This is a genomic window from Chloroflexota bacterium, assembly GCA_026708035.1.
Taxonomy (GTDB): domain Bacteria; phylum Chloroflexota; class UBA11872; order UBA11872; family UBA11872; genus JAJECS01.
Window position 1 is genome coordinate 52,268 of record JAPOVQ010000027.1, and the last position, 19,217, is coordinate 71,484.

Consider the following 19,217-nt stretch of genomic DNA (forward strand, 5'->3'; position numbering starts at 1 on the left):
TGAGTTGCACTCGGCTCAGGTGGAGGTGACGCCTCTTACGGCGGACGGGACTGGAACAGCAGGAAAACGTCGTCGTCCGTCTGCATGAAGAGACCGTCGCCGTAGATGCCGTACCGCGTTGCCTGCTGCACCAGAGAGAAGTGGCGCTTCTCCTGCCCTATCAGGCCATCCGGCTCCTCACATAGCTTCGCCGTAGAGAAGAAGGACTGTCGATCCACCGTGACCGTTCCGTCTTCGACCTTTGCCGAACCCCCGTAAGAGTTGCACCCCATGAACCCGCTGATGCCGTGGCCGTCGAACTCTATCGTCACCTCGGTTCCCTGGGCCACCTCGGTGGTCCGGTGGTGCCACATCCCGGAGTCGAGTCTGAGCTCGACGAAGGCCGTGAGGGACCAATCAGTGTCGGTGATGTCCTCGACGGCCTGCGGCAGCGGCTCGAAGGTCAGCGTATTGCCCCTGATGCTCCAGATTGTGAGGCGGCTCGATCCCCCTTCCTGGTCAATCGAGTACTCCCTCGCCCACGTCAGGGAGTCGGTGAACTCGCCCTCCAGAATCCGCTCGTTCTTTGCGCACGACTGCCATGACTGAGAGCTCCCTAACATTCCTGTCCCCCGAAACCTCAGAGCACCCTCGGATGTTCCGTACGTCGCTGCGAAGCTGCGACAGGCGGTCGCTCCGGTGACCAGGCGGTGGTCCAGGAAGGCCAGGGTTGGCGCGCCAACGCCGTCCATCGCATCGCCCTCCATGAGGAGCCGCCACGCCGTGCCCTTAAGGTCGATGGGACTCCCCGGCAGCGGCGCCCGCTTGACGAAGATGAGCCTGGTCGCGCCGCCGCTGTCCAGGATCTCAAGCCGATCGTCCGCAATGCGGAACCTCTCCCCCTGCAACAGGGCCGCCACGTATGCATCGGCCTGGGCCATGACGCCCTCGGGCTCCTGGCACAACATCTCGGTGGCCCCGAAGGGTGGGATCGAGAGCACGCCATCCGTTCCGGCGACAAGCGTACCCTCCTCGGACCGCCCGCCGTAAGAGTTGCATCCGTCGATGCCGTTGATCGAGTTGTCGCCAATCCTCAGCGTTATCGTAGATTCTTCTATGACCGGTCGACCGTCCAACGATTCGAGGACCCATGTGCCTTCTCCAGCCAGGTCTGGGTCGGGATCGCCGCCGCCGCAGGCAGCCACGAGGAACAAGAGAATGATCAGCGGCCCAATTGGGACGGTAGACCTCACTTGACCACCTCCAACGCATGGGCTTCGGTTACAAGCTTCTTGAATGAGTCCAGATTCAGCATACTACGCACCAGATAGGTGCCTGGGGAAACTGGCTCCCCACGGTTGTCCACCTGCTCCCACTCCCCGACGAACTCCAGCTCCTCACCGGGTTCCAGAGTTCTGCTGTCCAGTGGCTGGAGGGTTATCTTGGCACACTTCCAGTGCCATACTTGCATTCCGCCAGATGTGGAGACCACGAAGTCATGGGGGGGTCTGCCACCGAGAGAAAAGCTCACAGGCTTGTCACTAATGTTTCGCAATCTCAGCTTCATCCACACCGTCTCGCCGTATGGGGTCTGGGGCACCACCTCCAGCGAATAGTCGATGGCGCTGAGGAACGCTTCGTCCGCAGGCTCACCAGGGTCGAGAGGCCATTGACTAATGCCTGCGCATCCAACGTGGATCACAATAGCCTCCCGCGGGACATCCAGTGTCGACAGGGCAGTCTCCCACTCCTCACGAGCCCCGCGCAGAGGGTACACACCTATTTCAATGCGGTTCTCGACTTCGTTCAGGTCGGTCCACGCAAGGCCGGGGACATTCTTGACATCTACGAGTCGCTCATACCACCTGGTCAGGTCGGCCGCACTGTATTCCTCCTCTGCCGACGCAGGTAACGGAGTCGTGGCAGTTGCAGCAGTCGATCTTGCGACGGTGGTCGACACGGTCAGGCCCCCAACGCGTTCGGTGCCCTCGAAGACCACCATGGAAACGATAGCGTAGCCAGTGGGGGCTGTCTGAAACAACTCCCCATCCCAACGGAAGGCCCCGTGGTCCAGCGACACCTCGCCGAGAGGCAGCTTACTTTGGTCGACGAACTCGATGCCCAGTTCGACTCTATCGCCGTCGTGATAGCCTGCCCCGGAGATGGAGAACGGCTCACCCAAGCGTATCTGTTCGGGTAACGCGTAATACTCGACACTGGGCATGTATTCTTCGACCCGCTGGAACCACTCGGTTAGCGCCGTGGACACGACTACCTCGTTGCGGTGGAGCAGCTCCCAGTGGTCCGGTACAGGCAGGCAGTTCGTCTCCCTCCCTTCCGACGTGAGGTCACATTTTAGCAACTGCTGTACCGACCAAGTCGTGCCGTTGAGAAACCTGAGGTTTATGACCAGCCCGGAATACGAGGTCCATGTGGATTCGCCATCCTCATTCATCTGCACCACGTCCACAAGAGCGCCACCTTCTATCGCACGGAGCAATTGGTCGATGGTCGGTGCGTGGGCGTCCAGGTCCCCCCACAGAGGGTCATGTTTTCCCTTGTCCCAGCGAATGGGATATCTATATGAAGGAGACGCATAGACGACCTCAACGTCCTTAGCGTCGACAGGCAGCGGCGAGGGAGGTGCAGCAACGGAAGGCTGGGGAGTGGCGGCTTGTGCTGATGTGGAAACGGTGGGCTCGTTGCCAGTACTGGGCTGAGCGTCGGAGCATCCTCCCGTGGCCGCCAATAGCAGCAGTACCAGTCCACCCATGATGATCCGGGGCGTGAATTCGGTCCGCCGTCCCAATCCCAGTTTCTTGCCGTAAGACACGAAGAAATCTCCTATGTACCGCCCAACCACTCACTCACTGCGCGGAATTGGACTCATTATGATAGGACCGTGCAGCGGTGGACGTCAGCTTCGGGGTAGAAGACATCGGCCCTCCCGAAGGGCAGCCTGAAGGACTGGAACCGGCTGGGATTCTTGTGCACCAGGAATCCCAGGTCGGTCGCAGGTTGATGCGTCGTCGTGATAGTGAGCAACATTATCTAAGCGGTGAGACGTATACACCCGCGTGGTTTAACTCCCGGCGGGCCTTTGTGCTCAAGTCTTCCTCCCCACGACTAACTGGTTGGACATTGGTCAATCCTCCTAGTTGCTAGCGAGAAACTTCTTTCTGACGCAGAAAGGTGGCATCATAGGCTCACATGGTCATAGACGCAGACCAACTTCTTGCCGTCGAGCACGAGCTCGTCAGCCCTAAAGCTCTCGCTTTCGCGCAAGAGAGTTCTACCGCGGGCGGCTTCTATGAACTCGGCATAGTCCTGTTGATTCGCCGAGCCTTTCCCTGCATCGTACATTGAAGTCTTGAAGACCAAGATATAGAACACGGAGACCTTTCCCGGTGCGGCAACCGTTCCAGCGGTTCCGGTCAAGAGTTGATAGCGAACATCTGCAAACCGAGAAGAGTTCGGCGAACCTTTAGCCGAAAAATATTTCGCTAACAGGTCCCTCACCCGCTCTGGCGCGTTGGTGTTCCTCCCTGCCTCCCGTGACTTCATTGCCGATGAGAACCTGCTCCCCACCGTATTCCCAAAGGATTCGTCTACCTTGGATTCTATTCCCACAAACAGGCTTTCCCTGAGGTTCAGTTGACCTACCTCACCCGTGACTCCAAGATCCAAGTTGCTAGGGTTTCCTGGATAGGGGTCGAACTTTGCCAGATACTCCGGTTTGGCCTTCTCCAACTTTATGTGCCGTGATAGGACTTGAGACATACGCTCTTCCAGATATGCAGCACCATTCCGGTCCATAATGAACTCGGCGAGTGAATAGGCGCTCCGTCCCCTCTTCCAATGCCTGATCTTCGAAGTCCCATCAAAGATTCGACTTCGCCACTGATCTATGCTTGATATCCTTTGACACCTAGAATCTACGACTCTCATGCTTCGTGCCCCTTATCATTGAACTGATATCACCACGTTGCGGGCCATCAAGCTGCGGACCTACTACGGCGCAGTGCTTTCGCCTCGTCCCGGAGTTCCTCCACCCTGCGAGCCACTCCGACCACGCGATTGAGCACCACATCGAGTGTCCCGGACAGGTCGAGAGCGGCAATCTCGAGCCGCTTGTGGAAACGTCTGACCTCGTGGACCACTGGCTTAGTCTCGCCCTGCGCGTAGATAAGCATCCCTCCTGGCAGATCAAGGGCCGTTACGTAGGCGAGCAACTGATACAGATCATCGTGGTGTACTCGCCCCTCAGCCACCTTGTATTTGGCGTCACCCACGAACAGGCAGTCCCTACCATGCCACCAAGTGAGGTCAGGTCTGAGTTTCACATTGCCTCTCCTATCAAGGCTTGGAATGTATCTTTCGAGGAACAAGCTCCTTGAGACACTAAGCTGCTCCCGCAGTGCTTGAGTCACGAACTCCTGGAAGACGACGTTCATATCAACTAGAAACCCGGACGCCCGCACTTCTCCCCGGCGAGACTCGAACGCACTGTGACGTAGGACCAGCCGCGACAGCGCGACTACCTCACGATAATGCTCGTTCAGCCGATCAAAACGGACATCCGGCACGGAGAGCGGCGAGAACTCAACCAGTGATACGTTGTCGAGCGTCCCCACAATCCGCCCCAACTCACTCCGTGCAGCCTTCCATCGCAGCCGCATCCCACCAAGTTTCGCAGTTGCTGCCTTGACCAGTCGATTCGCCAGAATGTCGTCCGTGAACTCGTCGTACCGGACCTCGACCGGCAGGGCGGTGCCGAACCTTCTCCGCATCTGCTCGCCGAACCTGACGCGACCACGCACGGTCTGCAAAGCCTCCTCCTCTTCAAGGTATCCATGCAGCAGCCCGCGAGAAAACGCCCGCCGGGCGGCCGAGGCAAGCGAGAGAGCCAGTACATCCGGCAGTGCGTATTCGTGTGGGTAGTCGAACAGTTGCCGCTGGGGCCTGAACGCGCCCATCGCGTAGCACACAAGCGAAAGCAACTGGGGGATGGGGATCTTCGGCTCGATGAGCACCGACAAGTCGCCAATATCCACAGCTCCAACAATTGAGCCGGACGTAATTCGGTACGTGCGGTCCGTCCCAATAACAGGCTGGAACACGAGCGATGGCAGGGTTTCTTGGAGCGCATCACGTTCGGTGGCCGAAAGCGCATGCTCGCTAGTGGCGTACTCCTTTAGGTTGATCTCCCGCATCGCTACAAGTCCCTGTCCCCGTTCTCAGTACCGCCCTCGTCCTCCTCGCGGCTTGCTTCCTGCACCTCGCCGTCATCCACTATCGAGTCTGAACCGTCTGATCCGCGCAAGTCGCCGAGATCGAACTCGCCGAGGCGGTCGCCTTCTCCGAAGAGGCGTTCCTCAATGTAAGGGAGGATGCTGTGAATCCATATGCGCTCGACTCTTTCTTCATTGAGGTCAGCCTTCATGAAGTAGCTCGGCCCTATGGCCGCGTGCCGGTCATCGCTTAGCTTCTGGTTTGCGCGGTCGACGACGTCGGCCACCCACTCCATGCCAGGTGCCTTCAGCTGGAGCCAGCGACGGAGTACGCCCCTTATCGGCTCGTCGTCTGGGTGAAATTCGACGAAGTAGAAACGGCGGCGCAGCGCCAGGTCCACCAACGCAATGGACCGGTCTGCGGTGTTCATCGTCCCGATGATGTATAGGTTGGGAGGCAGCGAGAAATCCTCTTCATCATCCCTCTGGTACTGGAGGCGTATCTTTTGGTCGCGGTACTCCAACAGGAAGTAAAGTTCTCCAAACACCTTGGCGATGTTGCCCCGGTTGATCTCGTCTATGACCAAGAAGTGCTTCTCGTTTTCTTCCTGACGTGCGAGCTTGGCAGCTCGTAGGAGCGGCCCGTCTCTCAGTTCGAAGCCAGCAACCCCACCTTTCAGAGTGGGGCGGAAGCCCTGCACGAAGTCCTCGTAGGCATAGGATGGATGTAGCTGCACCAGCGAAACCCGCTCCTCCGATCCCGCAAGATGCTCAGCTAGCTTCCGCGCGACATAGGTCTTTCCCGTGCCCGGCGGCCCCTGGAAGATGACTTGCCCTTTGTCGTAGAGCAGCGCCTCGATCTTGTCGAGGAAATCATCGGGGTCGGCAAGCAACAATTCTTGTGCAAGCTCGTGCAGGTTCTCAGACCGACCATTTGGTCCGCCTGTCTCGGATTTGTGGTCGGGGATTACCCAGACGAGTGACTGAGCGTCGAGCCGGTGGCGGACAGGCAGTCCACGTATCTGCGCCTCGCTTATGAACCGATCAAGAAATTGAAGGGCATGTTCGTACAGGGTTGCCTCGTCCGCGTTGTGTTCAGATTGGTCGTATCCAGTACGAGCGTACGCATTCGCGAATGTGGTGACCCTGAACGGTGGATACTGCTCAGCATCCAACCCCATCAGCAACTGGGAAATGACGTTCATGCGGGTCCCCGCCCCGCTTGTCACTGATTTGGGGAAAAGCGTGCTAAAGGCGCGCACGCGGTCTTCAAGGGATGAAGCATCCCTCGTCCACAGAGCCAGAAGCGCTCGCTGTGCGTCGTCTGGAGACCCATCTATCCAACGACGGAAGTTGTCTTGCTGTGTGAAGTGGATGATGTTGCCAGAGATGCCTCTCTTTACCAAGTCGCCCCAGTCGTCGCCACCGGCGAGAACAGCTTCTCGGGCGCCCGCAAGTTTTCGACCTATTTCGAATTTGTAGCTCAGTTCCCAGCTTTCGAGCCTCCCGGTGTCCAGATACTCCGAGGCGTGTCTGAGGTACTCATCCCAAGGATCGGGCGTCGAGCGTTCCCATCGGCGACGTATGTCCGGATCGTAGAAATCCAGATCTTTCCCAAGGCCGGCCTCAAGGCCTCGGCGAATCTGCACCAGCCTTCGGTCAACGTCTGCCGTTTCATCTGAGGTGAAGTGTGCAAATGCCCCTGCCTTGGCAATGTCCTCCTTTTGCTTGACGGAAACGGTCCCTTCGAAAGTGTCGGGGTGTACCAGATGGAGCAAAGCCTCCCGCTGGGCACTCGGACGGTCTGGGTGACCGCGGAGGAGTTGACTGCGAAAGCTGACACCCGTCGCGAATTCCTTGAAGGCCCACGGATCGCACAACCGACTATCGCGCTCGCTCGGCGCCTGTTCCTTCCATTGCTCAACGAATTCAATGACGAATGCCACCTGATAAGGGCGATGTTGTGTGAGGGCTTGGCTCCGGGCGATGCCTGGCGATAGGCCACCCACGAGTTCGTCAGGAATAGTCGAGACTGGTGCCCCCCAACTCAGCACCTGTTCAACCTGGCTCTTCTTAGTCTCTCCTCCCATTCCTCCTTTCCAGATAACGAGGAACTGGGCAAAAAGCGCCTCTGCCATCAGTTGGTAGACCTCCGGTGGACTGTCTTCCAACTGAGTCTTCAGCTTGTCATAGAAGCCGCCTTCTCCCTCATCCGGTCTGTCCAGGAACCGCTTCCGCAGTTCCCCAAGCCACTGGCTCGACCAGATTGGTCTACCCGGTGTGAATAGCGAATCGTCGGCCCGAAGTGCACGATTGACCCATATAGCCGCCGCTACGTATACCTTCTCTAGGCCCTCTCCCGTCTTCTTACTCCCCATTGTTCTCCTTCCGCTGTGGTCACTTGTCTCAAGTGCTTTGTAGGAGATTACTCAGTCGTCAGACGTGCCCCGACAATCTTGGCTATCGCTTTCAACTGAACTCGACAAAGGTGTCCAGCGCCGTCAGGTCCACGGCCTGGCGCAAGCCCTCCGCTGGCGGAGCTTCCTCGACTACTTCTTCGTCCTGTACCAGTCCGGTGATGGTGAGGAAGTTCCGCACGGCACTGGTGATGTTCGCCTCAAGCTCGCCATCTGCGTGTCGGCGCAGTATTTCTGCGGCGGCCTGAGCGCCGCGAGGGTCTTCCGCGGTGATGTGTGGAACTCGTTCTGTAGTCATGTACTGCCCATACCCGCGTCGGGACTTCAGACTGCTGGCGACGGTTGCTCGACGGAAGAACCGGCGACTTCAGCCAGAGGGCCGTTGGAGGAGACAGCTTCAAGCTTGGAAGCTCCTTCGCTCTTTACATGAACCGGCTCGGAGGAAGCGGCAGGTGCCATGGGAGCGACGCTAACGGAGGGCTTCAACCCCATGCAGGCCAACAGTCGTCCGATGTGGCCGATGGTGGGATTGGCGTCGCCCCTTTCCAGTTTTGCGATGTACGCCTGGGACACCCTTGCTCGCTCCGCCAGGGCCGATTGAGTCATCCCGGCGGCCTCCCTTGCGTCTGCAAGCGCCGCCGCTACCTCAAGCTTGGCGGCCTCCGAACCGAACTCCTGTCGATACTCAATGTCTTCCAGCCACTCGGCGTGACTGTCCTCAACCTCATGCCGTCTCATGGTCTTCTCCTCATCCTCCAAGATGCTCATCTCGTAAGCTCTCGGCTCTTGCCAGTTCCGAGCGTGGAGTCCTTCGCGACCTCTTTCGAAAGCCATTCAAAATGACGTACCGCTCGGCCTCTGAATGCCAGAAGTAGAATATCCGGTGCTGGCCGGCGCGAAGCTGCCATACGTCGTTCATCTTCTCTGCCCATCGCCTCGCAACGAGACGCTGTGAACCTTCCTGCCCGAGGCGTTCAACGAATGCCCTGATTCTCGCCGCCTCCGTCTTCTGCCCCGCGTGATAGACGCTCCGTACGTACTCCTCATAGGGGATGGCACCGTTGCGCCGCTTATGGAAGACCACTGGATACATTGCACGAATATAACCCTTGTGGTTATGTATGTCAATCCGCCTGGGGTGGACCCGCACCCGAATTCACGGGGGTGCTCAATGGCGCTATCGCCCGTTGGCTGGCCCACGAATCCGGCAAGGGTGGTGGGCCAGCGATGGGCATTGAGTGGTAGACTAGTCTTGCTCGGTGGACGCAGTAGGCTAGCCGCAATTGTGCCGCGACAGCTTACGAGATACTACAGTCCCCAAGCCACAACTCGAAGAAAGTTCTGCCTACCGTCAACTCAGGCCCACCACCTTTGACAGACCCAATACCCTGAAAACGTCGGCTATGAAGGCGGTATTTCGCGCCGGCTTCGCGAAGTTCGCGGACACATAGCGGAGGCGTGCAGATATGGCCAATGCCTCACGAGTTGGAAGAGTCCAGACTGTCCTGGGCTTGATATGCGGCGGCGAGCTGGGCATTACCTTGCCTCACGAGCACCTGCTCGTCGATCTGTCCTGCGCCTTTGCGCTGCCCGCCGCGGCAAGCCAGCGGGGGCGAGCCTACGAGCCGGTCGGCATCGAGAATCTGGGCTGGTTGCGCTACCACTCCTTCGAGAATCTGGACAACCTGCGCCTGCTGGACGAGCGCGAAGCCATCGACGAAGCCCTGCTCTTCAAAGTGGCGGGCGGCAATAGCATCGTCGACTGCACCATCAACGGCGTCGGCCGCGACCCGGAAGGCCTGGCGCGGATCGCCCGCTCCACCGGGCTCAACATTGTCATGGGATCCGGCTATTACACCGCCCCGAGTCATCCCCCCGTGCTTGCCGCGAAGAGCGAGGACGAGGTCTATGCGGAGATCGTCCGGGACATCGAAATCGGCGTCGGCGACAGCGGCGTCAAGGCCGGCATCGTCGGCGAGATCGGTTGCTCCTGGCCGCTGGAGGACAACGAGCGCAAGGTGCTACGCGCCGCCGCCCGGGCGCAGCAGCACACCGGCGCATGCCTCAGCATTCATCCGGGCCGCAACCGCGCCGCACCCTTCGAAATAGTGGATATCATCGCCGCCGCCGGCGCCGATCTGAGCCGCGTCATCATGTGCCATATCGACGTCCGCCTGCGCACTCCCGAGGAGCGCCTGCGGCTGGCGCGGTCCGGGTGCTACCTCGAGTACGACGTCTTTGGTTGGGAGGGCCACTTCCCCTCCTACTGGACCGCCGACGATTACATGGATATCCCCAACGATACCCAGCGCATCTACGAAATCCAGGCGCTGATGGAGGCGGGCCACCTCGAGCAGATCCTGGTCTCACAGGACATTTGCCGCAAGTCGACGCGGGTTCGCTACGGCGGCTGGGGCTTTCCCCACATCTTGAACTATGTGGTGCCGATGATGCGGCAACGAGGCTTTGACCAAGAGCAGATCGACACCATCCTGATCGAGAATCCGAAGCGCATTCTCAGCTTCGCTTGAAGGCGGGATGAGCGCCCTCGCAATCTAAGCGGCGGGCGGGTTGCGCCGCGGGCGCAGACCGCAACTAGCTGGAGCGCCACGTTGACATCGTGGAGGTCAGAGGTTCGAGTCCCCTCGCGCCCACCAGCACGTACCGAACTCATAAAGTCGCCGTCGAGGGCCACCTCGGAGGCGTCTGTGCGCCCGACTGGACTGTCGTCTGGCATCGGGATGGTGTAGCGGATGACGGCCCGGCCAGGTCGCACCGTGATGCGCTTCACAAAGGAGCGGATGAACGCCTTCGTCTCCATGATGTCGCTGGTCAGGAGGAACCGGCTCATGTCCTTGGCGAACTCGGCGATCACGTCGGCACTGTCCAGCAGCTGCCGCCGCTCGGCGAGCGCTCGGCGAGTGTCGTCAGCCGCCAGCTCCAGCTGATCCTTGCGCTGCTGGTGTTCACGGGTCCGCTCGGCGGCGACGGCAACCTCTAGGTCGGTGGTCTCGATCACTCGCCAGATACGGTCGAGCGCGCGGTTGAGCTCATCGAGTTCCTGCTCGATCGTCGCCAGCTTGTCGCGCTGCTCGCGGGCGAGCCCATCCATCTCCTCGTCGACGAGCGCGACCAACGCGCGGATGTTGCGCTCGGTGAGAATGTGATCGCGCAGCTGCTCGACGATCAACTGCTCGAACCTGGGCGCGTTGAGCCTCGGCGTCGTGCAGGTCTCGGCACCTCGTTTGATCTTCGATTGGCAGACGTAGTAGGTGTACCTGCCACTCTTCGCCTCCGAGGCGGTGAGCGACGTGCCGCAGGGCGCGCAGCGGACCAACCCGCTGAGGAGGTAGCGGCTGGCGATGCGGCGCGGATTCACCTGCTTGGGCGCCCGCGACTTGAGCAGCCGCTGGACGTGGTCGAACGCTGCGCGGGACACAATGGCGGGAACGGCGGCCTCGACCCGGATTGGCGGTCCGCCGTCCTTGGCGTTGCGCCCCCAGATCAACGTGCCAGCGTAGGCCTCATTGGTCAGCATCTGGTGGATCGTGGTCTTTAGCCAGCGCTTGCCGTTCGTGGTTGGGATGCCCTCCGCGTTGAGGATCCGGGTAATGCCAAGCACGCTCTGGCCGCTGCGCGCCAGCTCGAAGATGCGCCGAACCACGGCGTCGGCGGGCGGGGCCAGCGCGAGCTTCGGGCGCTGCTTGGCGCCGTCCTGGACATAGACCTTGCGGTAGCCGTAGGGCGCGTAGGTGGGTATCCAGAAGCCCCGGGCGGCGGCCTCCCGCATCCCGCGGGTGACCTCCTGCGCCAGGTTCTCGCTGTAGAACTCGTCCACGCTCTCGATGATGGCCTCCATGAGTTTGCCGGTGGGGGAGTCGTCGGCGTGCTCGGTGATGGAGACGACGCGCACGCCCCTGCGGCGCAGCATCGACTTGAAGGCGACGGCGTGCTCGCGCTTGCGGGTGAAGCGGGAGAACTTCCAGACCAGGATTTCCTGGAACGGGGCGTCCGGCTGGCTGGCCGCTTCCAGCATCCGGCGAAACTGCGGCCGATCGGCGACGCGGCCGCTCTCGGCCTCGTCGACGTACTCCCGCGCCACGACGTAGCCGTGTTTCGCGGCGTAGTCGCGGAGCGCCCGAAGTTGGGCCGCGACGGACAGGTCCACGTCCTGACGGTCGCTGGAGACGCGGGCGTAGAGGGCCACCAGTCGGACGTCAGGCGGCTGCGTCATGCGGATGTCCTTTCGTGCTGCGCTGTCGCGAGGTTGCGGCCACTCGTATCAGCGAAATCGGCGCTGGCGAGCTGTGGCTGAAGGGCGCTTCGGTCGCGATACGGCACGGCGACGAGCGCGATCTTGGCCAGTCGTCGGTGCCAGACGACGGGCCTTACGACGACGGCGACGTCGCCCGTGCCAAGATCATTGCCCGCCGGCTCTTCCTCGGCATAGCTCGCCCGGCCGCTCCGCACGACCTGCGCCACCAACGCGTCCGCGGCTGGCGGGCGGCCCCGCCGGGGCATGCCGCCCCGCGTGCCGCTGAGGAGGCCGGCGTTGCGCGCCCCAAACCCGGGCGTGCGCGCCACGACCGTGGCTCGAAACGCGCCGGGCGCCGGCCGCTCAGTCCACGCGGCGGGTACGCCGGATTCCCTGCGCTCATACAGCACCGCCAGCAACGGCTGCTGGCGCAGCACTTCGGCGAGCCGCAGGGTCACCGAGGCATAGGACCGGCGGTAGCGCTGCCGCAAGGCCAGCACGTCGAGCCCGGTCGCCACGGCCAGCCCGGTGAACGCTGCCGGCTGCATGAGGACCGCCGCGGCAAACTGGTCGGCTTCGCGACAGAGATTCCGGACGGGGGCGGGGTCCGCGGCGCGGTCTTGGAGCATCTCGTCAATGATCTCGTAGGTCTCGTGAAGCACCGTGTGTTCCCAGGCGCCCGCCCACTGATCGGTCGAGTAGTGAATGGCGTACGCGCCGGGTGCCAGGCCGCAGTGGAAGCCCCGCAGGCCGCCGGGCAAGTGGGTGCCGACGACGGCGGCGATCCCGGCGTCTCGCAGGACCCGGGTCACCTCGTCGAGGGTTGGACGCCCCCGAGAGGCGGAAGTACCTGACGAAGGCGTCGGCCAGCGCGGCCGGGGCCGGCCGCCACTGGTCGGGGCCCTGGTCCACGAGACTGTCGCAGAAGTCGTCGAGCGTGCGCGTCATTCCAGCAGCCGCTTCCCGGTGAGCATCTCGTACATCTCCACGATGAAGCGCTTGGCGGCCAGGCTCAGTGGTCCGTCGGGTCGGGTACCGAACCGGAACTTGGGGTCGGCCAGGACGAAGTCGAAGGCCCGGTCGACGTTCGCCTCCGCCTCGGCGCCCGCGTCGTCCCCGGCGTCCAGGTGCCCGGCACGCTTGAGCAAGTCCTGCAGCGAAACTCCATAGAAGGCAGCCAGCTTCTGAAGGACCCGCGGACCGGGACGCCGGTGCCCCTTCTCGATGTTGGAGAGGTAGGGGTCGGAGATGCCGGTGCGGCGGTAGACCTCGCGCAGGCTCCGAGTCCCACGCAGTTCGCGCAGGTAAGCGCCAATGCCTGTGTCGGTCCGCTCGCCATTCGTCATATCTCCAGCATACGACGTTTTGCTGGACGATAGCAAGCATATGCCGCCTGACGCCCTCGATATAAGCCCATTGATCCGACCAAATCCCTATCCTGTTGCTATACTTCTGCATAGTATCAGAACCAGTCCTCTACCCGGCGTCCGTGTGCCCGGCCTCCGCCTGCACCGTGGCGTCTCCGCGGAAGGTCGCACCATTGCCCACGACCACCGGCCAGCTGCGGCTCCCCCAGGCGCAAGAGGCGCTCCGGCGCCAGGGGCTGCGTCTCCTGGCGCGTCTGATCGTCCGCGCCTACCTGAAGGATCGCACGGCCGCCACCGGGCCTGGTCGTGATGCCGCACCATCCGACGTCGAGCCAGCGTCGTCGCGGGAGGCCGACCGCCGTGCCCGGTAAGCGCCCCCGACCCAAGGTCCGGCTCAACCCCTATGCGGTCTGGCGTCGGCTCGACCGGACCAACCTCTCCCAGAACGAGCTCGCCCGCCAGATGGGCATCAGTTCGGGCTACCTCTCGCAGTTGATCACCGGACAGCGGCACCCCTCGCCCCGGATGCGACGGCGGCTCCAGCGGGCCCTCGACATCGATCGCTTCGATGACCTGTTCATCGTGGAGCGTGGCGATGCGATCTAGGCCCGTCCCGCCGTCCCACCTCGTGTTGGGCTGGCCCTTCCTGCCGGAGAACTTTCCCCAGCGCCTCGACCGTCTCAAGCAGGCCACGGGCCTCTCGTGGGAGGGCGTGGCGATGTGCCTCGGCGTGGACGTGCGCCAAGTGCAGCGCTGGCGGCGGGGCACGGAGCCCTGCGGCGGCGCGCTGTTCGCGCTCTTTCGGCTGGCGGATCGTGTGCCCGGCGGCCTCGACCTGCTGCTCGGGGACGACGCCAGCCAGCCATTGGATAGCTAAGGATATGGGCCGCCAGCGTCGGATCCACCGTCCCATCACCCCTGTCTTTCCGCCGGACTTCCCCACACGGCTGGAGCGATTCAAGGCGGCCGGTGGATTCTCCTGGCGTTCCCTGGCTCGCCGCCTCGGCGTGAGCCCCTACCGGATCCGAGAATGGCGGCGCGGCACGGTGCCGAGTGCACCGCATCTCTTCGTCCTGCTGACCCTTGCCGACCAGTTGGGGCTCATAGAGGTGCTGATGTGTCCCGAGCGGGACTTGCCAGACCCCGGGATGGAGCCGGGCGGGCCGCCGGCTCCCTGACCATCGGCAGTGTCCGCCGGATGCGCCGTCTCGCTTATGGTCAGTCTCCGGGGACGGCGCGGCAGGGCGGCGTCTACCCCGCGCCTTCGGGGGAACTTCGCCGGACATCAACTGGGCCGAGCTGATCATGGGGTTATCCCCGCGCTTGCGGGGAACCGGAAGGCCGATTCAAGGCTTCGCTCGAAACGGGCAAGGGGATGCTTAGGTCCATTGTCGTGGACCGGATCAAACTCGCGCGACGATTTCCCGGCCGAGCCAAGCACCGCGAGAACCCGGACGTTCTGTCGAAACACGGCGCTCCGGCGTCCACGGACTCGATGTCATTGCGAGACGTCACTGCGATCCCGTGCCGCGACACCTACAGCCGATTCAAGCCGGCGACGCGGAAGCGGACCACAGTCACGCTCGGTGACTCGTTCAATAGCGAGCGTGGGCGTGCGAGTGGCGTCCTTACCCGGATTAACACCCACCCGGAGGAACTCAACGCAACGACCGGGAAGCCCACCGATGCGCAGCGACGTGAGGACGGACTTGATGCGCGTTCGTATTCCAAGTTGACGGATTTCTTACATACCACGGATGTCGATGTCCAGCTTGATTGCATGCTCGCCATTTCCGATTTAGCATCGGATTCGTTTATTGTCAAAGTGGCATATTGGGCCATTGTGAGAGACGGTGAAACGCGCCAATCTGGCATCTGAAATAAAGCCAAGTTCGCCGCACGAGCGTCGCTACCGAATGTCGAAGGGGGTACGACAACTCGTGGATCAGCCTCAGTGACCGGGACAACGACCGCCTCGGCAAGCGGTACGTCGAAAAACTCTGGTTTGACCGAGAATTCGCCATCCGCGGTCGATCGGATATCGGCGAAGAACCCCAGTTCGATCGGCAGCTGCATACTTGATTCAATGGGATAGATTCGTGGTGTGAAGGCGAAACCCCGCGTGGTTGACCGGCTCCTGCTTTGGATGTAGGAAGCAACGGGCTATAGCTTTGCGCTTCTCGGAGGCTTCTTGCTGGAGCGACTATTTCAGGTGATCGAGAACGCGCTGCTGATCGGCCTGCTGGTCGTGCTGGGGATGGTCCGGGATCCGTGGCAGCGGATCCCTGCCGTCCAAGTGTGGGCATTCGGCATCCTCATGCGCTATGGCGAAGTTTCACCCGATGGCGACGAAGGTGGCGAGCCAGAATGGAACGCGTTGCCCCTCAGGCCGGGCGAGTTGACGGATGTGGTGTTCACTGGCGAGCCCGTGCATCACGTCGTCGAGTTGGATACGGCCTATCGCATCCTGTTTCGAGACGACACCGGTCAGACGGCGATGTGGAGCGAGCACGGTGTACGGAAGTGTCAGCTACGTGTTCGGCAACAACCCGTCGGTACACGGCAAGGGCACGATACCGATGCCGTACCGTGTAGCCATCATCGTCGAGTGCGCCTACCCGCGGCGCAGCACTTCGTCTTCGTAGTTTCTGAGCTGCTTCATGCACGCTAGTACGATGTCGACTTGTCGCTTACTCAGCATCCAGGGCCGTCCGCGCCCGGGCCGGCTTGCAGGAAATAGCGCTCGGAGCAATTGCCGCACGTCACGAGTTGGCATCTCGCGCCCAAGGACGCTCCGAATCGCACAGGCGAGTTCTGCGGTATTCATATAACTACCACCTCCGGCCGTTGTAGTGGCGCTCCATGATGTTGAGGAATGCCCGGCAGAGAATTGATCCAATGACTACCGCACTCAGACTAACGAAGGCGATGGAAAGCCACCAGTCGATGGTGACGAGGGCGAGGATGAGAAGGGGAAGACCGGAGACAAGCCGGTCCAACCACATCTCGGCGGCTCTCCCGATAAGCTGCGAATACGTCATCGGTTCGTTGACCACGACCGCGGCTTCTCGCGGCGGGCAAGCGGCCCAAGGTCGCCCTCGTGGCCAGCCTGCGCAAACTGCTCGTCCTCAAGCAAAGTCCAGTCGCGAACAAGCACCTGGATCCCCATGTCGGCCTAGGAGTTGCCACCCCAACACGGTTGCTCCGCGGACTTGGCGTGCGTCCGTTCTCTTCGAGAGTTTCAGCCCTACAGGTTGCTCTCGGCAATCTATCGAGGGTTCACCCGGCGATTGGGTCCCGCGTCTTGAGTTCCGGGAATAGCGAGACGTCGCGGTCCCGGGTCAGTAGCGCTTCGGCTCCATGGGCCAGGCATATGGCCGCGATCCTGGCGTCGTGGACAACTCCGGCTATCACTCGGGGCCGTCGCACGAACCTCTCCAATACCTCCGGAAAGTCCTCGGTCTCCCCTATCAGCCGCAGTGAAGGGGACGCTGTCCAAGCGGCGAGTTGACGCCACGACTGCTCCGGGCTGGTGGCGTTGTCCCTCCAGATGCGGGGGTTGGTCACCACGTTGAGAAACTCGTAGCAGCAGGGCCAGGGAATGGCCCAAGCATCGTCACCCTGCACCAACTCGCGCAGCAACGAGGAGGCCGCCTCGTGGTGCCTCGATTCGCGCCGGTGCGCATAAACTAGCCGGTTTGTGTCCACGGCGATCATCGGCGTTCAGGCTCCGAGTAAATGACCTCTCGGAGGTCCTGCCAAGACTACGCCTCCAAGGGATCACTCACCCCGGCTTCGCCTACGCTGTAGTCGGGCAGACAGTAGCGTTGACGCGGAGCTGCCGTCGAGAGCACCCGGCGAAGGCCGTCTTCAACCACGGCACGCAACGGGCGTCCGGTCCGTTGCGCGTGCCGCTTGGCGCGCGCCAGCAACTCGTCCTGGATGTCAATCGTCGTCTTCATCCTGCCCTTACCAGCCATATCCCCTTGTACAGTCATGCCATATTATAGCCGGGTGGTGACTCCCATTGCCTGGCGCAGCGTCACCCGCCACCTTGAGAATGACAAATTCTGCAGTGGTCTGCGTCATCACCGTCGTCCTGCCTACCCCCTGTGCATGGTCCGAGCAGCCGTGTACCCTACGGAGTTCAGTGCAACTCCTAAGCTTCTGACGATTGTGACGATGGCCGGATGGTGTAGACGACCCGAGCCGGCGAGCGTGCTTGCCCGCCGACCAGCATCGCCAGCACGCAACCTCCCCGCATGTCGTGCCACGGGACCCAGAGTCCCAGCAAGATGCGCACGCTGGCCAGCCACACGGCGAAGCAGGTGCAGCTGCTGAAAGGCCTCCAGGCCCAGCACGTCAAGTGCCGGGCTGCGACGGTCGGTTACGACCTGTGGTGGACGAGGACCGGACGTGCCTACGGCGGCTTGAGCTCGCCAAGCCGCTCAAACTCCGCCCACCAGGCGACGTCGTCGGGGAGGTCCGAGATGTGCATCACGACCTCACCAGGCGCGAATACGGCCATCCGCTCGCCCAGGATCAGCGCCCAATCGCTGTCAGCCGTGACGTAGATGTGATTCCACCAGTCTCCCGACCACGCGATGCCGCCGGAACCGCTGACGCTGGTAAGGCTCACGCTCGGGATCGTGTCAACATCCGGCGGCTCGTCGTCCGCGAAGCGAATCCGGACAAGCCACAACCCCTCGGACACCAGGTTGATGGGGGACGTCGGCTCAGGGCCGACACCGTTGACATAGAGGAATTCCTGTGGGGCGTCTGACCTCAGGTGCGACCCATGGACTGGTACTTCCCGAACGATCTCCGAAGTCACCATAGGTCCAGACGAGTCCGCACGCATGGCGTTCGAGATGAAGGTGTTCCATTCGGCGGTTCGGCGGTGGTCGAGCACGGCGACAGCCGCCGTCACGGACAGGGCTCCGGCGATCACGACGGCGGTCAGCGGGACGAGAATGCGCACCATGCGCTCTCCTGTGTCTCGTGGCGTTCTCACTTTCATTGGCGCATACCGAGCCGCTGGGCGGTCAACCCCAGCGGCTCGGTCACGTCAACTCGACACCGGTCACCGATCCTGTACCAGCATGGCAATAGCAGATCACAAGTCAACGCGATCCACGACCCAAAGCTACTATACTACGCCTGAAGCGGGCTGTGCTTAGGCGCTTGCGAATGTCTGTCCGCTTCCGACCCTATATTCTCTCGCAGAGGGAGGTGCCAGATGAAGACAGTTTGGACAGTCCTGTTCACCCTCATGGCAGTGATTACCGCCATGTCGGTCTTTGTGGCTGTATTTCAAAGTGACGAATGCGTCTGTCCTGAACCAACTACTGAAACACAAACATCCGAACAATCGACAGATCGTACGCCCATTGCCTCCAGCGCCGCCATCGCAGCGGAGCAACCCGCTGAGGAGATAGGGGCTGGCGATAGTGGTTTACTGAATGTCCTGCGAACTATCATCACGATTACGGTGATGATCTTGCTGATTAGTTTCCTGTGGCAAGCGACGCAATTTCTTCAGGCGAAACGCAAACGCCTGTAAAGGTCACACGATAGGCCGAATACTTGGGGGAATGTTACGTGTTGCCGCTCTTTACATCGATAACTTTGCCTTCAACCGTTTGGCCATCATCCAGCTGCACACGTACGATGGAGTTTCGCGCTGGCATGAGCACGACCACAATCAGGGACAGCACGGGGAAGAACAACCCAAAGATGAACCACAGAATCGACCCACGCCCTTTGGCTTGGGCGATATAGTGCGTCAGACTGGCAACGGAGAGCCAGAACATCGCACTGAGAATGACGACTACAACCGCCCATACGCCGATATCACCCATGAAGGAAACTCCTGCGGGCCGTGTGCCTGACCAGACGGTAGCACAGATAAAGTGAATTGTTTCACCAGATCAGGTCAGGGTGGTAGGTCAGTTTGCCCCTGGATTCT

22 protein-coding genes, 1 tRNA gene and 1 pseudogene are annotated in these 19,217 nt (G+C 61.5%); 9 read left to right on the forward strand and 15 right to left on the reverse strand.

What is annotated here, in order from left to right; translation table 11 throughout:
- Window positions 1-35: 35 nt before the first annotated feature.
- The 8 genes and pseudogenes from OXG33_11795 to OXG33_11830 all read right to left on the reverse strand — a co-directional run bounded on the left by OXG33_11795 (window position 36) and on the right by OXG33_11830 (window position 8,395).
- Window positions 36-1,232 carry an META domain-containing protein gene (locus OXG33_11795; protein MCY4114598.1) on the reverse strand — a complete coding sequence of 399 codons (1,197 nt, stop codon included), beginning with the start codon at window positions 1,230-1,232 and terminating at the stop codon, window positions 36-38.
- A complete protein-coding gene (locus OXG33_11800; GenBank protein ID MCY4114599.1) occupies window positions 1,229-2,449 on the reverse strand; it encodes a BsuPI-related putative proteinase inhibitor in 1,221 nt (406 codons plus the stop codon). Before OXG33_11800 ends, OXG33_11795 begins: the two co-directional genes overlap by 4 nt.
- 431 nt (window positions 2,450-2,880) lie before the next feature.
- Window positions 2,881-3,027, reverse strand: a pseudogene (locus OXG33_11805) (3' terminal RNA ribose 2'-O-methyltransferase Hen1).
- Window positions 3,028-3,177: 150 nt separating this feature from the next.
- Window positions 3,178-3,795: a hypothetical protein gene (locus tag OXG33_11810; protein ID MCY4114600.1), complete on the reverse strand. Its 618-nt coding sequence runs from the start codon at window positions 3,793-3,795 to the stop codon at window positions 3,178-3,180.
- A 179-nt stretch (window positions 3,796-3,974) separates the two neighbouring features.
- On the reverse strand, window positions 3,975-5,192 hold the full coding sequence (locus OXG33_11815) for a hypothetical protein (protein ID MCY4114601.1): 1,218 nt from the start codon (window positions 5,190-5,192) through the stop codon (window positions 3,975-3,977).
- Window positions 5,193-5,194: 2 nt separating this feature from the next.
- Window positions 5,195-7,588 (reverse strand): AAA family ATPase, encoded by a 2,394-nt coding sequence (locus tag OXG33_11820; protein MCY4114602.1) that lies wholly within the window; start codon window positions 7,586-7,588, stop codon window positions 5,195-5,197.
- 91 nt (window positions 7,589-7,679) lie between these two features.
- Entirely contained in the window at window positions 7,680-7,925 is a 246-nt protein-coding gene (locus OXG33_11825; protein ID MCY4114603.1) for a hypothetical protein, read from the reverse strand.
- 26 nt (window positions 7,926-7,951) lie between these two features.
- A complete protein-coding gene (locus OXG33_11830) occupies window positions 7,952-8,395 on the reverse strand; it encodes a helix-turn-helix transcriptional regulator (protein MCY4114604.1) in 444 nt (147 codons plus the stop codon).
- 743 nt (window positions 8,396-9,138) lie between these two features.
- On the opposite strand from OXG33_11830, the gene OXG33_11835 reads away from it, so the two are divergent.
- From OXG33_11835 to OXG33_11845, 3 genes are all read left to right on the forward strand, one after another.
- Window positions 9,139-10,158 (forward strand): aryldialkylphosphatase, encoded by a 1,020-nt coding sequence (locus tag OXG33_11835; GenBank protein MCY4114605.1) that lies wholly within the window; start codon window positions 9,139-9,141, stop codon window positions 10,156-10,158.
- Between the two features lie 33 nt (window positions 10,159-10,191).
- Window positions 10,192-10,284 (forward strand) — tRNA-Val (locus tag OXG33_11840).
- A 1,200-nt stretch (window positions 10,285-11,484) separates the two neighbouring features.
- Complete coding sequence (locus tag OXG33_11845) at window positions 11,485-11,736, forward strand: hypothetical protein (GenBank protein MCY4114606.1); 252 nt, start codon at window positions 11,485-11,487, stop codon at window positions 11,734-11,736.
- Window positions 11,737-11,857: 121 nt separating this feature from the next.
- On the opposite strand, the gene OXG33_11850 is transcribed toward OXG33_11845, so the two are convergent.
- Together OXG33_11850 and OXG33_11855 are read right to left on the reverse strand one after the other, a co-directional pair.
- Entirely contained in the window at window positions 11,858-12,694 is an 837-nt protein-coding gene (locus tag OXG33_11850) for a hypothetical protein (GenBank protein ID MCY4114607.1), read from the reverse strand.
- A 132-nt stretch (window positions 12,695-12,826) separates the two neighbouring features.
- Window positions 12,827-13,228 (reverse strand): helix-turn-helix transcriptional regulator, encoded by a 402-nt coding sequence (locus OXG33_11855; protein ID MCY4114608.1) that lies wholly within the window; start codon window positions 13,226-13,228, stop codon window positions 12,827-12,829.
- 381 nt (window positions 13,229-13,609) lie between these two features.
- Between OXG33_11855 and OXG33_11860 the strand changes: the two genes are divergently transcribed.
- From OXG33_11860 to OXG33_11880, 5 genes are all read left to right on the forward strand, one after another.
- Window positions 13,610-13,855 (forward strand): helix-turn-helix transcriptional regulator, encoded by a 246-nt coding sequence (locus tag OXG33_11860; GenBank protein MCY4114609.1) that lies wholly within the window; start codon window positions 13,610-13,612, stop codon window positions 13,853-13,855.
- Window positions 13,845-14,126 carry a hypothetical protein gene (locus OXG33_11865; protein ID MCY4114610.1) on the forward strand — a complete coding sequence of 94 codons (282 nt, stop codon included), beginning with the start codon at window positions 13,845-13,847 and terminating at the stop codon, window positions 14,124-14,126. The genes OXG33_11860 and OXG33_11865 overlap by 11 nt, the downstream gene beginning before the upstream one ends.
- Window positions 14,127-14,130: 4 nt before the next feature.
- Window positions 14,131-14,427, forward strand: coding sequence for a helix-turn-helix transcriptional regulator (locus tag OXG33_11870; protein MCY4114611.1), 297 nt, complete (start codon window positions 14,131-14,133; stop codon window positions 14,425-14,427).
- Window positions 14,428-14,642: 215 nt separating this feature from the next.
- Window positions 14,643-15,128: a hypothetical protein gene (locus tag OXG33_11875; protein ID MCY4114612.1), complete on the forward strand. Its 486-nt coding sequence runs from the start codon at window positions 14,643-14,645 to the stop codon at window positions 15,126-15,128.
- Between the two features lie 312 nt (window positions 15,129-15,440).
- Window positions 15,441-15,920 carry a hypothetical protein gene (locus OXG33_11880; GenBank protein ID MCY4114613.1) on the forward strand — a complete coding sequence of 160 codons (480 nt, stop codon included), beginning with the start codon at window positions 15,441-15,443 and terminating at the stop codon, window positions 15,918-15,920.
- A gap of 160 nt (window positions 15,921-16,080) precedes the next feature.
- Here OXG33_11880 and OXG33_11885 read toward each other — a convergent pair whose 3' ends face one another.
- The 4 genes from OXG33_11885 to OXG33_11900 all read right to left on the reverse strand — a co-directional run bounded on the left by OXG33_11885 (window position 16,081) and on the right by OXG33_11900 (window position 18,230).
- Window positions 16,081-16,290 carry a hypothetical protein gene (locus OXG33_11885; GenBank protein ID MCY4114614.1) on the reverse strand — a complete coding sequence of 70 codons (210 nt, stop codon included), beginning with the start codon at window positions 16,288-16,290 and terminating at the stop codon, window positions 16,081-16,083.
- Window positions 16,291-16,528: 238 nt separating this feature from the next.
- Window positions 16,529-16,966 (reverse strand): PIN domain-containing protein, encoded by a 438-nt coding sequence (locus OXG33_11890; GenBank protein ID MCY4114615.1) that lies wholly within the window; start codon window positions 16,964-16,966, stop codon window positions 16,529-16,531.
- Window positions 16,967-17,013: 47 nt separating this feature from the next.
- Window positions 17,014-17,211, reverse strand: coding sequence for a type II toxin-antitoxin system VapB family antitoxin (locus OXG33_11895; protein MCY4114616.1), 198 nt, complete (start codon window positions 17,209-17,211; stop codon window positions 17,014-17,016).
- 458 nt (window positions 17,212-17,669) lie between these two features.
- Window positions 17,670-18,230, reverse strand: coding sequence for a hypothetical protein (locus OXG33_11900; GenBank protein ID MCY4114617.1), 561 nt, complete (start codon window positions 18,228-18,230; stop codon window positions 17,670-17,672).
- Window positions 18,231-18,488: 258 nt separating this feature from the next.
- Here OXG33_11900 and OXG33_11905 point away from each other — a divergent pair, with 258 nt between their 5' ends.
- Window positions 18,489-18,812 (forward strand): hypothetical protein, encoded by a 324-nt coding sequence (locus OXG33_11905; GenBank protein ID MCY4114618.1) that lies wholly within the window; start codon window positions 18,489-18,491, stop codon window positions 18,810-18,812.
- 34 nt (window positions 18,813-18,846) lie between these two features.
- On the opposite strand, the gene OXG33_11910 is transcribed toward OXG33_11905, so the two are convergent.
- Complete coding sequence (locus tag OXG33_11910) at window positions 18,847-19,110, reverse strand: hypothetical protein (protein MCY4114619.1); 264 nt, start codon at window positions 19,108-19,110, stop codon at window positions 18,847-18,849.
- Window positions 19,111-19,217: the final 107 nt, after the last annotated feature.

Bases quoted from the DNA above. Each gene is read 5' to 3' on its own strand.
- OXG33_11810 (MCY4114600.1), bottom strand. From the start codon at position 3,795: ATGGACCGGAATGGTGCTGCATATCTGGAAGAGCGTATGTCTCAAGTC.
- OXG33_11815 (MCY4114601.1), bottom strand. From the start codon at position 5,192: ATGCGGGAGATCAACCTAAAGGAGTACGCCACTAGCGAGCATGCGCTT.
- OXG33_11820 (MCY4114602.1), bottom strand. From the start codon at position 7,588: ATGGGGAGTAAGAAGACGGGAGAGGGCCTAGAGAAGGTATACGTAGCG.
- OXG33_11825 (MCY4114603.1), bottom strand. From the start codon at position 7,925: ATGACTACAGAACGAGTTCCACACATCACCGCGGAAGACCCTCGCGGC.
- OXG33_11830 (MCY4114604.1), bottom strand. From the start codon at position 8,395: ATGAGCATCTTGGAGGATGAGGAGAAGACCATGAGACGGCATGAGGTT.
- OXG33_11845 (MCY4114606.1), top strand. From the start codon at position 11,485: ATGAGTTTGCCGGTGGGGGAGTCGTCGGCGTGCTCGGTGATGGAGACG.
- OXG33_11855 (MCY4114608.1), bottom strand. From the start codon at position 13,228: ATGACGAATGGCGAGCGGACCGACACAGGCATTGGCGCTTACCTGCGC.
- OXG33_11865 (MCY4114610.1), top strand. From the start codon at position 13,845: ATGCGATCTAGGCCCGTCCCGCCGTCCCACCTCGTGTTGGGCTGGCCC.
- OXG33_11870 (MCY4114611.1), top strand. From the start codon at position 14,131: ATGGGCCGCCAGCGTCGGATCCACCGTCCCATCACCCCTGTCTTTCCG.
- OXG33_11885 (MCY4114614.1), bottom strand. From the start codon at position 16,290: ATGACGTATTCGCAGCTTATCGGGAGAGCCGCCGAGATGTGGTTGGAC.
- OXG33_11890 (MCY4114615.1), bottom strand. From the start codon at position 16,966: ATGATCGCCGTGGACACAAACCGGCTAGTTTATGCGCACCGGCGCGAA.
- OXG33_11895 (MCY4114616.1), bottom strand. From the start codon at position 17,211: ATGAAGACGACGATTGACATCCAGGACGAGTTGCTGGCGCGCGCCAAG.
- OXG33_11905 (MCY4114618.1), top strand. From the start codon at position 18,489: ATGAAGACAGTTTGGACAGTCCTGTTCACCCTCATGGCAGTGATTACC.
- OXG33_11910 (MCY4114619.1), bottom strand. From the start codon at position 19,110: ATGGGTGATATCGGCGTATGGGCGGTTGTAGTCGTCATTCTCAGTGCG.